General features: G+C 73.8%; 11 protein-coding genes and 1 pseudogene. 6 read left to right on the top strand and 6 right to left on the bottom strand.

Annotated features, from left to right (window positions below; translation table 11 throughout):
• Positions 1-547 (top strand): annotated as a pseudogene (locus tag D455_RS0102285) (cation transporter); the annotation flags it as partial.
• 15 nt (positions 548-562) lie between these two features.
• Here D455_RS0102285 and D455_RS0102280 read toward each other — a convergent pair.
• Together D455_RS0102280 and D455_RS0102275 are read right to left on the bottom strand one after the other, a co-directional pair.
• Entirely contained in the window at positions 563-1,057 is a 495-nt protein-coding gene (locus tag D455_RS0102280) for a metallophosphoesterase family protein (RefSeq protein WP_017569146.1), read from the bottom strand.
• A gap of 39 nt (positions 1,058-1,096) precedes the next feature.
• Positions 1,097-1,765, bottom strand: coding sequence for a lysophospholipid acyltransferase family protein (locus tag D455_RS0102275; protein ID WP_017569145.1), 669 nt, complete (start codon positions 1,763-1,765; stop codon positions 1,097-1,099).
• Between the two features lie 210 nt (positions 1,766-1,975).
• Here D455_RS0102275 and map point away from each other — a divergent pair, with 210 nt between their 5' ends.
• Positions 1,976-2,752 (top strand): type I methionyl aminopeptidase, encoded by a 777-nt coding sequence (map, locus tag D455_RS0102270; RefSeq protein ID WP_017569144.1) that lies wholly within the window; start codon positions 1,976-1,978, stop codon positions 2,750-2,752.
• On the opposite strand, the gene D455_RS0102265 is transcribed toward map, so the two are convergent.
• Complete coding sequence (locus D455_RS0102265; RefSeq protein ID WP_017569143.1) at positions 2,730-3,686, bottom strand: threonine/serine dehydratase; 957 nt, start codon at positions 3,684-3,686, stop codon at positions 2,730-2,732. The genes map and D455_RS0102265 overlap by 23 nt on opposite strands.
• A 101-nt stretch (positions 3,687-3,787) precedes the next feature.
• Between D455_RS0102265 and D455_RS0102260 the strand changes: the two genes are divergently transcribed.
• On the top strand, positions 3,788-4,744 hold the full coding sequence (locus D455_RS0102260) for a LysR family transcriptional regulator (protein WP_017569142.1): 957 nt from the start codon (positions 3,788-3,790) through the stop codon (positions 4,742-4,744).
• On the opposite strand, the gene D455_RS0102255 is transcribed toward D455_RS0102260, so the two are convergent.
• Positions 4,699-5,331: a trimeric intracellular cation channel family protein gene (locus D455_RS0102255; RefSeq protein WP_017569141.1), complete on the bottom strand. Its 633-nt coding sequence runs from the start codon at positions 5,329-5,331 to the stop codon at positions 4,699-4,701. The genes D455_RS0102260 and D455_RS0102255 overlap by 46 nt on opposite strands.
• Before the next feature lie 280 nt (positions 5,332-5,611).
• Between D455_RS0102255 and D455_RS0102250 the strand changes: the two genes are divergently transcribed.
• On the top strand, positions 5,612-6,970 hold the full coding sequence (locus D455_RS0102250) for a dihydrolipoyl dehydrogenase family protein (protein ID WP_017569140.1): 1,359 nt from the start codon (positions 5,612-5,614) through the stop codon (positions 6,968-6,970).
• Positions 6,971-7,072: 102 nt separating this feature from the next.
• Here D455_RS0102250 and D455_RS0102245 read toward each other — a convergent pair whose 3' ends face one another.
• Both D455_RS0102245 and D455_RS0102240 read right to left on the bottom strand, forming a co-directional pair.
• Positions 7,073-7,930, bottom strand: a complete 858-nt coding sequence (locus D455_RS0102245) for a siderophore-interacting protein (protein WP_017569139.1) — start codon at positions 7,928-7,930, stop codon at positions 7,073-7,075.
• Between the two features lie 141 nt (positions 7,931-8,071).
• Positions 8,072-9,088: an N-acetylglucosamine kinase gene (locus D455_RS0102240; RefSeq protein WP_026122238.1), complete on the bottom strand. Its 1,017-nt coding sequence runs from the start codon at positions 9,086-9,088 to the stop codon at positions 8,072-8,074.
• Positions 9,089-9,281: 193 nt separating this feature from the next.
• Here D455_RS0102240 and D455_RS0102235 point away from each other — a divergent pair, with 193 nt between their 5' ends.
• A complete protein-coding gene (locus D455_RS0102235) occupies positions 9,282-10,544 on the top strand; it encodes a GNAT family N-acetyltransferase (RefSeq protein ID WP_017569137.1) in 1,263 nt (420 codons plus the stop codon).
• 62 nt (positions 10,545-10,606) lie between these two features.
• Positions 10,607-11,869: a GNAT family N-acetyltransferase gene (locus tag D455_RS0102230; RefSeq protein WP_017569136.1), complete on the top strand. Its 1,263-nt coding sequence runs from the start codon at positions 10,607-10,609 to the stop codon at positions 11,867-11,869.
• Positions 11,870-11,910: the final 41 nt, after the last annotated feature.

The raw sequence follows: 11,910 nt of genomic DNA, 5'->3' as shown, positions 1-11,910 counted from the left end.
GTGGCGGGCCGTCCGCACCCGCGAGACCGTGGTGGACGTCCCCGACGAGGAGGCCTCCGGCACGGCGGCGGAGGCGGGGACGGGCACCGCCGCCCTGTGGGCGCGGTTCGTCGCTGTGGGCACGGTCGTGGCCGTGGGCGGATGGGCGCTCGCCCAGGCGGCGGAGACGATCGTGGAGGCCACGGGGCTCAGCGCGGGATTCGTGGGCGCGGTGGCCATGGGCGCGGTCAACGCCATCCCCGAGACGGTCGCGGCGGTCGCCGCGGTCCGGCGCGGCGCGATGACCCTGGCGGTGTCCGCCGTCATCGGCGGCAACAGCCTGGACGCGCTGAACGTGGCCGTCGGCGACGTCTTCTACCGGGCGGGTTCGCTCTACCACGGGGCCACGGCGGACGAGCTCTTCCTCACCACCGGGGCGCTCCTGATGACCGTGGTCCTGCTCGCGGGGCTCATCATCCGCCAGGCCAGGGGTTGGGCCCGGATCGGTTTCGAGGGGGTCCTGCTGATCGCTGTCTACGTCGGGATCGTCGGCGTGCTCTTCTTCTGAACCCCGGGCGGGCGGTCAGTCCAGGCGGTGCAACTCCACCTCGCGCAGGCGGGCGTCCTCGGCGACCAGCGTCATGTAGGTGTGGTGGGGCTGGCGCCGCCGGTCGGTGGGCGAGCCCGGGTTGAGCAGCCGCAGGCCGGAGGGGGTCGTGGTGTCCCAGGGGATGTGCGAGTGCCCGAACACGAGCACGTCGTGGTCCCCGAACCGCTCCTGGCACCGCTTCTCGCGTCCCCGCGCGTCGCCGGTCTCGTGCACGACCGCGAAGCGGACCCCGCCGAGCGTGGCGCGGGCGACCTCGGGCAGTCGGGCGCGCAGTTCGGGGCCGTCGTTGTTGCCGTGGACGCCGACCAGGCGCGCGGCCCGCGCGTCGAGGCGCTCCAGGCTGGCCGTGTCGCACCAGTCCCCGGCGTGGATCACCGTGTCGGCCCGGTCGACCTCCCGCCACACCTGGTCGGGCAGGTCGCGTGCGCGACGCGGGATGTGGGTGTCGGAGATGAGGAGTACGCGCATGCCCCTCACCCTAGGTGGCGCGCGAGCCGGAGCCGGTGGTCACTCGCCGCGGCCGGAGTTGTACCCCTCGGCCCGCTCCTGGCCCGACATGGCGTGGATGGCGTCCATGACGCGGTCGGTGATCTCCCGGCGGGCCTTGCCCGGGGCGAGGTGGTCGTAGCCGGTGGAGAAGTCCAGCGGTTTGCCGAAACGGATGCTGAAGGGACGCGGGCGCGGCATGGACGCGCCGATCGGCTGCACGTCCTGGGTGCCCGTCACCGCCACCGGCACGACCGGGGCCTTGGACTCCATCGCCAGCAGCGCCACCCCGGTGCGTCCCCGGTACAGGCGTCCGTCCTGGGAGCGGGTGCCCTCGGGGTAGATCACGCAGGCCTCGCCCTCGCGCAGCCGGTCCAGCATCGTCTCCAGGGACAGCATGGCCCCGCGCGCGTCGTCGCGCTGTACCGGCATGGCGCCCAGGGAGGAGAACACGGTTCTGGTCACGCGGCCCTTGACGCCGGTGCCCTCGAAGTAGTCGGACTTGGCCAGGAAGCGCACCCTACGCTGGGTCACCGACAGGGGGATGACGACGCTGTCCACGAACGACAGGTGGTTGCTGGCCAGCAGTACCGCTCCGGTGTCGGGGACGTTCTCACGGCCCTCGATGGTCGGACGGCACAGGGTACGGGCGAGCACCGAGGCTGTCTTCCGCAACGCACCGTAGAGCACGTGTTCTCCCTCACCAATGGTCGGATGTCGGAGTCCAATGTAAGGGCGACCCGTGGGTAACAACGGGCCGGGGAGGAGGGAGTGCACCAGGTCGCCCGTGTGCGGGGTCTGGCCGTACGCGGGGGTGAACGGCGACCCGGTCGTGGCGCCGACTCCAGTGCCGGTATAGTATGGCCGGTATAGTTATTGGTTGCACGAGGAAGGCGCCGCATGATCGAGATCCTTGACCACACCAGACTGGCCAGGGCGAAGGACACGGGCGCCCTGGTCGCCGACATCCTGCACACGCTGAAGGGACGCAGCACGGTCGGCACGAACCTTCTGGACATCGACCGGTGGGCCCGGAACATGATCGCCGACGCGGGAGCGCTGTCCTGCTACGTCGACTACGAGCCGTCCTTCGGACGCGGCCCGTTCGGCCACCACATCTGCACGGCGGTCAACGACGCCGTGCTCCACGGGCGGCCGTACGACTACGCGCTCGCCGACGGCGACCTGCTGTCGCTCGACCTCGCCGTCTCCCTGGGCGGAGTCGCCGCGGACGCCGCCATCAGCTTCGTCGTGGGCGGGTCACGGCCCCCGGAGAGCGTCGCGATGATCAGCACGACCGAACGCGCGCTGGCCGCGGGGATCGCCGCGGCCGGACCCGGGGCCCGCGTCGGTGACGTCTCCCACGCCATCGGCACGGTCCTCGACGAGGCGGGGTACCCGATCAACACCGAGTTCGGCGGTCACGGCATCGGATCGACGATGCACCAGGAGCCGCACGTCACGAACGCCGGACGGCCCGGACGCGGGTACAAACTCCGCCCCGGGCTGCTGCTGGCACTGGAGCCGTGGGTCATGGCGGACACCGCCGAGCTCGTCACCGACCCCGACGGGTGGACGCTCCGCAGCGCGACGGGCTGCCGGACGGCACACAGCGAACACACGATCGCCATCACCGACGACGGAGCCGAGATCCTCACCCTGCCGAAGCGGGCGTAGTCGCGAGGTCCTGGTCGGCGCGGCGCCACTCGGCGTTGGCCCCGCACACCACCAGGCACGGGCGCTCACCGGGAACCCGGCCGGCCAGCCAGGCGGCGAAGGGCACGGCCGCGGCCGGCTCGGTGGCGATCCGGAACTCCTCCCAGAGCCGCTCCTGTGCCCGGACGATCTCGGCGTCGCTCACCAGCGCCGGGGTCACCGGATGGGCGCTGAGCACCCCGAAGGGCACTTGGCCCAGCGTGGCCGCGCCCAGCGCGGAGGAGGCCACCGAGTCCACGGGGGTCCGCACGGGGTGCCCGGCGGCCAGCGCGGCGTGCATGCTCTGGCAGCCCTCGGGTTCGACGCCCACGACCTCGCGCCCCTCCGCGCCCAGGCGTACACCGGCCACCAGGCCGCCGCCGCCCACCGCGACCACGACGGTGTCGCACTCGGGCGCGTCGGTGGCGATCTCCAGGCCGATCGTGCCCTGCCCGGCGACGACGAGCGGGTCGTCGAAGGCGTGCAGGTAGCGCACCCCCTCGGTCTCGGCCCGGGACCTGGCGGCCTCGGCGGCCACCGCGTAGTGCTCGCCGACCCGGACGATCTCGGCGCCGGTGGCGGCCAGCGGCGCCGCCTTGGCCTCGGGGATCGACTCCGGGACGTAGACCGTGGCGTGCACGCCCAGCAGGCGGGCCGCGGTCGCCACCCCCAGACCGTGGTTGCCGCCGGAGGCGGTGATCACCCGGTCGGTGCCCTCCCCGCCCAGCAGGGCGTTGAGCGCACCGCGCAGCTTGAACGCGCCCGTGCGCTGGAGGTGCTCCAACTTGAGCGTCAGCGGGCGCCCGTCGACCTCGGCGTGCATCACGGGGGTGCGGCGGGCGTGGGGGGCGATGCGTTCTGCGGCGGCACGGACGTCGGTGGCCGTGAGCGGGGCGTGCGCGGTCGTGGTGCTCATACAGCCCACTGTGCCCCTACCAGCCATTAACTTAAAGTTGGGTCTGCTAAAGATCGTTAAGCAGTGCTTTGCTCTGCGCTCCGTGTGGAAGTGGGGTCGCCGTGCTGGACGCCAACCGGTTGCGTGTACTCGTGGAGATCGCGCACGCGGGGTCGATCGCCGCCGCGGCCGAGCGGCTCTCCTTCACCCCGCCCGCCCTGTCCCAGCAGCTCACCAAGCTGGAACGCGAGGCCGGATGCCTCCTGGTCGAACGGAACCGCACCGGGGCCACCCTCACCGAGGCGGGCCGGGTCCTGCTCGAACACGGTGAACGCGTCCTGGGGGAGCTGCGCGACGCCGAGACCGCGGTCCGCGCCTTCGCCGGGCACGAACCCGACCGTCTGTCCCTGGGCGCCTTCGCCAGCGCGGGCAAGGTCCTGCTGCCCGCCACCCTCGCCGCCTTCGGCCACGAGCACCCCCAGGTACGCCTGTCCCTGTCCGACATCGAACCCCCCGGCGGATACGGCCTGGTCGCCTCCGGTGACCTGGACCTGTTGCTGACCCACCGCTATCCGGGCGTGCCCCTGCCCCGCGCCGGAGGGCTGCACCGCGAACGCGTCCTGGTCGACCCGCTGCTTGCGGTCGCCCCCGCAGGACACCCCCTCGCCGACCGGGGCCTCTCACTGGCCGACCTGGCCGACGAGGAGTGGATCTGCGGCGCGCCGGGCATCCACAACCGCGTCAGCCTGGAGACCGCCGCCACCGCCGCCGGGGTGGACCTGACCGTGGCCTACGAGACCCGCGACTACGAGGTGGCCCTCGCCCTCATCGAGGCCGGGGTCGGCGTCGCCCTCGTCCCGCGCAGCATCCTGGGCTCCGCGCGCCGGGGCGGCTGGGTCAGCCGCCCGCTGCGCGGCACCAGCCTGGCCCGTGAGATCTACGCCGTGCACCGGCGCCGCCCGCCCGAGCCGGTTTCGGCCATGGTCGCGATCCTGCGCGAGGTCGCGGACCGCGCCTCGGGCGCCGACGGGCCTCACAGCGGCGGGGAACCGGGCGGCCGGGGCGCGTTCCACCGGTAGAGCAGGGCCAGCAGCCGCACGGCGAAACACAGGACGGCCCCCACCACGGCGATCCACCCCCAGGTCAGCCCCGCCCAGTAGGCGACGGCGACCAGGCCCGCGCCCAGCAGCGCGGGAATGGCGTACAGCCGCGAGTTCGCGCTGAGAACGGTCGGTACCCGGTTCAGCACGACGTCGCGGATGGTGCCGCCGCCCACGCCGGTGACGACGCCGAGCAGGGTGGCCTGGAGGGGGCCGAAACCCGTCTCCAGGGCCTTGGTCGCCCCGATCACGGCGAACAGGCTCAGCCCGGCCGCGTCGAAGACCAGGATCGGTTTGGCCAGGTGGTCGAGCTGGCTGCTGAGGAAGAAGGCGAGGGTCGCGCCCAGCAGGGCTGTGCAGATGTAGCGCCAGTCCTGGAAGGTGGCGGGGGTCTCGCCGAGCAGCAGGTCGCGGATGATGCCGCCGCCGAGGGCGGTCACCATGCCGAGGACCAGGACGCCGACGATGTCCACCCGCGCGCTGCGGATGGCGGTCAACGAGCCGTCGACGGCGAAGGCGAGGACGCCGACGAGGTCCAGGACGAGGAGCAGGGTCTGCGTGGACATGCGTGTGCGCCGGTGGCGGCGGTTCCTTTCGGGTGGGGCGGCTGGCGAGTGGGCCGTTCGGCCATTCGCGCACGCTGGTGTGGCGGGAGGGACCCATGTTCTCAGGGGCGGGGCCGATCCTCCACGACACCGCGGGGACGTCACGGGAGCCCCCCGCCTTCGCCCGGTCCAGGATCCGACCGCGTGAAACCCGGCGCCCGTCGGCGTGTCGTCCCCCTCCCGCGTCCCGGGCGGGGGACACCATCGGGAAAGACGCGGGACCCGGGCGGAACGAGGACGTATGGAACACGTGGACGCGATCGTCATCGGCATGGGACCGGGCGGCGAGACCGTCGCGGGCCGACTGCTCGCCGCGGGCAGGCGGGTGGCCGTGGTCGAACGCGAACTCATCGGCGGCGAGTGCGGGTACTGGGCGTGCATCCCCACCAAGGTTCTGCTGCGCCCGCCGGAGGTGCGCCGGGAGGCCGACGGCGCCGCCGGTGTCTCCCACCCGGACCTGGACTGGCCGCGACTGCGCGACTACCGCGACCAGATGATCCGACACCTCGACGACTCCGCGCAGGCCCGGGGCTACCGGGACCAGGGCGCCCTCGTCCTGCGGGGCGAGGCGCGCGTCACCGGCCGCGACCCGTGGCGGGTGACGGTGGGCGACACCGAACTCACCGCCGACCACGTGGTCGTGGCCACCGGGTCGGAACCGGTGCGCCCGCCGGTCGAGGGACTGGCCGACCTGGACTCCTCGGTGGTGTGGACCAACCGGGAGGCCACCACCCTCACCGAGGTCCCCGAACGCGCGCTCGTGGTCGGCGGCAGCGCGGTGGGGGTGGAGCTGGGCCAGTTCCTGGCCCGGACGGGCTCCCGGGTGACCCTCGTCCAGCGCGGCCCCCGCCTGGTGGACCGCGAGGAGCCCCGGCTGTGCGAACTCATCAGCGACCAGTTCGACCGCGACGGCGTCACCGTGCACCTGAACACCGAGGTCTCCTCGGTGACCCGGGACGGCGACGGGGTGAGCGCCACCCTGGACAACGGCCAACGCGTGCGCACCGACGTGGTGGTGCTCGCCACCGGACGCCGCCCCCGCGCCGACGGCCTGGGCCTGGCGGAGGCCGGCGTGGAACTGGAACGCACCGCCCTGCGGGTGGACGAACGCTGCCGGGCGGCGCCGGGGCTGTGGGGGGTCGGCGACGCCACCGGCCGGGCGATGTTCACCCACGTGGCCAAGTACCAGGGGCGCGTGGTCGCCGACAACATCCTGGGCGCCGGGCGGACGGCCGACTACACCGCCGTGCCGCGCGTGATCTTCTCCTACCCCGAGATCGCCGGGGTGGGGCTCACCGAGGCCCAGGCCCGGGACCAGGGAATCGACACGGTCACCGCCGAGGTCGACCTGCCCGAGACCCTCGCCCGTCCCTGGACCCACGACACCGAGCCGCGCGGCACGCTGGGCCTGGTCGCCGACCGCGGGCGCGGGGTCCTGGTGGGCGCGTGGGCGTTCGCACCCATGGCCTCGGAGTGGATCCACACCGCGGCGCTGGCCATCCGCGCCGGTCTGCCGATCGCGGTGCTGGCCGACTCCCTCCCGCAGTTCCCCACGTTCAACGAGGCCTACCTCGTCGCCCTGGAACAACTGGAACCGTGAGGCGGACCGGTCCGGCCAGCCGCTCCACGGAGCGTGCGCGCCGCACCGCGTCGCTGGCACGGGGCCGTCGTCTCCGCCGCCCCGTCCGTCGCGGCGGGGCGGTCAGCCGCCCGAAGAGGTCAGGGCGGCCTCCTCCTCGGCCTCCACACCGCGGTTCCACTCGGCCTTGGAGGCCTGCCAGCCGTCCTCGTTCCGTCCCAGGCGCCAGTAGCCGGAGACGGACAGCCGCTCCTTGGGCAGACCGTGCTCCACGCGCAGCAGGCGGCGCAGGTCGCGGACGAAGGAGGCCTCGCCGTGCACGAAGGCGTGGACGCGCCCCTCGGGGAAGTCGAGCGCGCGCACGGCGGGCACCAGGAGCGAGCCGACGCCGCGCTCGCCCCGATGCAGCCAGTGCACGTGCACACCCTCGCCGCCGCCGAGCCTGTGCTCCTCCTCGGGCCCGCTGACCTCGACGAACACGTGGGCGGTGGCGTCGGGGGCGAGCCCCTCCACGGCGGCGGCGATGGCGGGCAGGGCGCTCTCGTCCCCGGCCATCAGGTGCCAGTCGGCGTCGGGGTCGGGGGAGTAGGCGCCGCCGGGGCCCAGGAACCGCAGCCGGTCGCCCGGCCTGGCGTTCGCCGCCCACACACCGGCCAGTCCGGTGTCGCCGTGGTGGACGAAGTCGAGGGTGAGCAGCCGGGCGTCGGGGTCCCAGGCGCGCACGGTGTAGGTGCGGGTGACCGGCCACTCCTCCCGGGGGCGTTCGGCGCGCACACGCTCCAGGTCGAAGGGCTCGGGGTCCCCGGGCGCGGGCGGCGGGAAGAGCAGCTTGACGTAGCTGTCGGTGTGGCCCTCGGTGGAGAACGCGGAGAGGCCCTCCCCGCCCAGGACGACCCGGAGCATGTGCGGGGTGAGCCGCTCGACCGCCTCGACCCTTCCCGTGTGGACGGTTCTCTTCCTGCGCCCCTGCTGCTGTGCCACGGCGTCCCCCTCAAGCGGAATAGGTTAGGCAAGCCTAATTGAACCTACCGTAGGGGACGGTGACGACCAGGGCAAAACGTGCCCTCCTCGGATTCCGGACGCCGACGCCGTCCCGGTCCCCGGGCGCCGCCGTCGCGTTCCTCAGGCGGCGTCGGTGCGTCCGGGATCCCGGTCGGCCAGGGTGAACACCGCGTGCAGCCGCTGGTCGTCCTCCGGCGCCCCCGCCCGCAGGGCCGCCAGCCAGGCCGCCCCGCCCGCCGTGCACCCGGCCGTGGCGATCACCGCCCCGGCCGCGCCCAGCGCCAGCTTGCGGGTGAGCGCCGCACGCACCGGAGCGGACTGGGAGAGCACCCCGCCCGCCAGCACCACCGGAAGCCTCTCACCGGGGATGCGCACCTGGTGCACCGAGTGCGCCAGGTGGCCGGCGGCGGCCTCCACGATCACCACGGCCGCCGGGTCGTCCTGCGCGTGCGCCTCACTGACCAGCGGTGCGAGCGCGGCGAGCGTGACCGGGGGAGCGGCGGTCAGGGTCCGGGCGAAGTCGCGGGCGCGCTCCTCCGGCAGGCGCTCCCTCCCGTTCACCCGGTACAGGTCGGGGGTGATCCGCTCGACCACCGCGTGCGCCAGCGGGCTGAGCCCGCCGCCCCGGGCCAGCTGCCGCGCCGTCTCCCGGGCCGCCTGGTGCCCGAGCCAGAACCCCGAGCCCTCGTCGCCGATCAGCCATCCCATACCGTCCGCCGAACGGGTGCGCCTGCGGCCGTCGATACGGGTGGCGATGGCCCCGGTTCCGGCGATGAGCACCGTGCCGCCGGGGACCGGGGTCCCCGAGGCGAAGGCCACCTCGTCGTCACCGGTGAACACCGTGTTCCCCTCGGGAAGGCCGACCCCGGCCAGGGCCCGTTCCAGGCGTTCGCGCACCCGCGCGTCGCCCAGCGAGGACACCCCGGCCAGACCGACCACACCGGAGACCACGGACCCGCGCCCGCGCGCACCGGCCTGCTCCAGGGCGCCCGCGACCGCCTCGGCCAGCTGGTCGGCGGCCACGTCCGCGCCGTGGGCGTTGGGGTTGGCGCCGCCCGCCCAGGCCTCGCCCACCCGCTCCCCGGCGAGCGTGGCCACCAGCGCCCTGGTGGCGGTGCCCCCGGCGTCGACCCCCACGACGAGTCCACGCCGGTCGTCCGGCTGGTCGGATCGGGCCCCGGAGGAGAAGATCGCACGTGTCACAGGGAAGAGGTGCCCCGTGGTGCCGTGTGTTACTCACTACGGCTACGTACGGTGTTCGAACTGATACGAACGGAGGCGCGCCGGAAAACGGGTGGCGTCCGCTCCGGGCGGCTGAGAGGGTCACACCATGACAGGTGCGCGACAGCATGACTCCTCCCGCGGCGACCGTCCCGTGTGGACCGTGCGCGGCGGCACGGAGCGGGACCACCCCGAGGCCGTCAGGGTCTTCTCCGAGGCCCTCAACATCTCCGCCCAGAAGATCCTGGACGTCGAACGCGACCATCCCACGGCCGAACACGACCGCACCCTGCTGGCCCTGGACGGCGACCGGATCGTCGGCACCGCCCTGGCCTTCAGCTTCGAGATGACCATGCCGGGCGGTCCGCGCCCGGTGGCGGGGGTGACGGGCGTGGGGGTGTGGCCCACCCACCGCAGGCAGGGTGTGCTCAGCGCGCTCATGCGCCAGCAGCTCGCCGACATCCGGGCCCGGGGCGAGAACCTCGCCGTGCTGTGGGCCTCCGAGGGCGGCATCTACGACCGCTTCGGCTACGGGATGTCCTTCCGCGAGGTGTACGCGACCGTCCAGCGCGTCCACGCCCGTCTGCGCCCCGACGCGCCCCGCGACCCCTCACTCACCGTGGAGCTGACCGAGCCCGCCGCGGTCCGTGACGAGCTGGAGCGGTTGCACCGCCAGGCCCTGCCCGGACGCGTGGGACAGTTCGCCCGTACCCCCAACTTCTGGAGCATGCTGCTCAAGGACATGGAACGCTCGGGCGAGCGGCTGATGGCGGCCCTCGTGCGCGGCCCCGACGGGCCGCGGGGTTACGCGCTGCACCGCCTCGTCAACAGGTGGGAGGCGGGCTTCCCCCAGGGCCGGGTCGTCGTGCGCGAACTCGTCACCACCACCCCGGCCGCGCGGACCGCCCTGTACGACTACCTCCTGGACCGCGACCTGACCGTCGAGACGGTCTTCGAGAGCCTGCCCGAGGACGACGCCCTGACCGTCGCGCTGGCCGATCCCCGACGCCTGGTCCGAGGCCCCTTCGACGCCCTGTGGGTACGCCTGGTGGACGTGCCCGGAGCCCTGTCCGACCGCCCCTACAACACCCCGGTGGACACCGTGCTGGAGGTCGGCGACCGGTACGCCCCGTGGAACGCCGGGCGCTGGCGCCTGAGGGCCGACGCCGACGGCGCCCGCGTGGAGGCCACCGACGCCGCACCGGACCTGAGCCTGGACGTGTCCCACCTGGGCGCCGCCTACCTGGGGCGCCGCGCCCTGACCGCCCTCGTGGACGCGGGCGCGGTCACCGAGCACACCCCGGGCGCCGCCTCGCGCCTGGACATCGCCCTGTACGCGCCGCGCGCCCCCTTCTGCGGCACCGACTTCTGACGCCAACACCACACCCACCACCCGTGGCCGCCGCCGCGGCGCAGTTGATAGGCACTTGAGGTATGACGACCGATCCCGGCCCCCGCCCCGACTGGACCGTACGGGGAACCGACCGCGACGAGTATCCCGAGGTGATGCGCGTCGTCGGTGAGGCCCTCCTGACACCGGACCTGCCGGAGGAACGCGAACCCTTCATCCGACCCCTTCTCGACGCCGAGGGCTACGACCGCGTGCTCGTGGCCGTGGACGGCGACGAGATCGTGGGATCCGTCAACGACTTCGGCTTCGAGATGGCCATGCCCGGCGGTCCGCGGTCGGTGGCGGGTGTGACGGGTGTGGGGGTGTGGCCCACCCACCGCCGACAGGGCGTGCTCAGCGCGCTCATACGCCGCCAGTTCGCCGACATCCACGCGCGCGGGGACCGCTACGCGGCCCTGTGGGCCTCCGAGGGTTCCATCTACGGGCGGTTCGGCTACGGCCCGGCGGTCCGGGAGATGGAGACCACCCTGCGCCAGCCGCACGCCCGTCTGCGCCCCGACGCGCCCCGCGACCCCGACCTGCGGGTCCGTCTGGCCGACCCCCAGCAGGTGCGCTCGGACCTGGAGCGGGTGCACCGGGAGGTCGCCGCCGTCCAGGTCGGCCAGTTCCAGCGCGCCGCGCACTGGTGGGACCGCGCGCTGCGTGACCAGCCCCGGTTCCGCAAGGACAGGGGGCCGCTGATGGCCGTGGTGGTCAGCGGATCCGACGGGCCGCTGGGGTACGCGCTCTACCGCACCCGCAACGCGTTCGAGCGGGACGGTTTCCACGGCCAGGTGCACGTGCAGGAGGTCACCGCCACGACCCCGGCCGCCTGGACGGCCCTGTACGAGCACCTGTTCAACCGCGACCTGGTCGACGAGGTCGTCTTCGAGTGCGTGGCCATGGACGACCCGCTGCACCACCTGCTCGTCGACCGGCACCGCGCGGTGCCCACGCTCTTCACGTCCCTGTGGGTGCGCCTGGTGGACGTGCCCGGGGCCCTGTCCGAGCGCACCTACGCCGCGCCCGCCGAGGCGGTCCTGGAGGTCGGTGACCGGTACGCCCCGTGGAACGCCGGGCGCTGGCACCTGAAGGCCGACACCGGCGGCGCCCGCGTGGAGGCCACCGAGGCCGACCCCGACCTGAGCCTGGACGTGTCCACCCTGAGCGCCGCCTACGTGGGGCAGACGTCGTTGCACGGCTACCTGAACGCGGGCCTGGTCACCGAGCACACCCCCGGGACGGTGGAGCGCCTGGACGTCGCGCTGCACCGCTTCCAGGCGCCGTTCTGCAACCAGGTCTTCTGATCCGGAGTCCGGCGCCCGGGTGACGGCGCGGGGGGCGGACC

The organism is Nocardiopsis halotolerans DSM 44410, from assembly GCF_000341065.1.
Classification (GTDB): domain Bacteria; phylum Actinomycetota; class Actinomycetes; order Streptosporangiales; family Streptosporangiaceae; genus Nocardiopsis; species Nocardiopsis halotolerans.
This window is presented reverse-complemented; position numbering and strand designations above follow the sequence as displayed.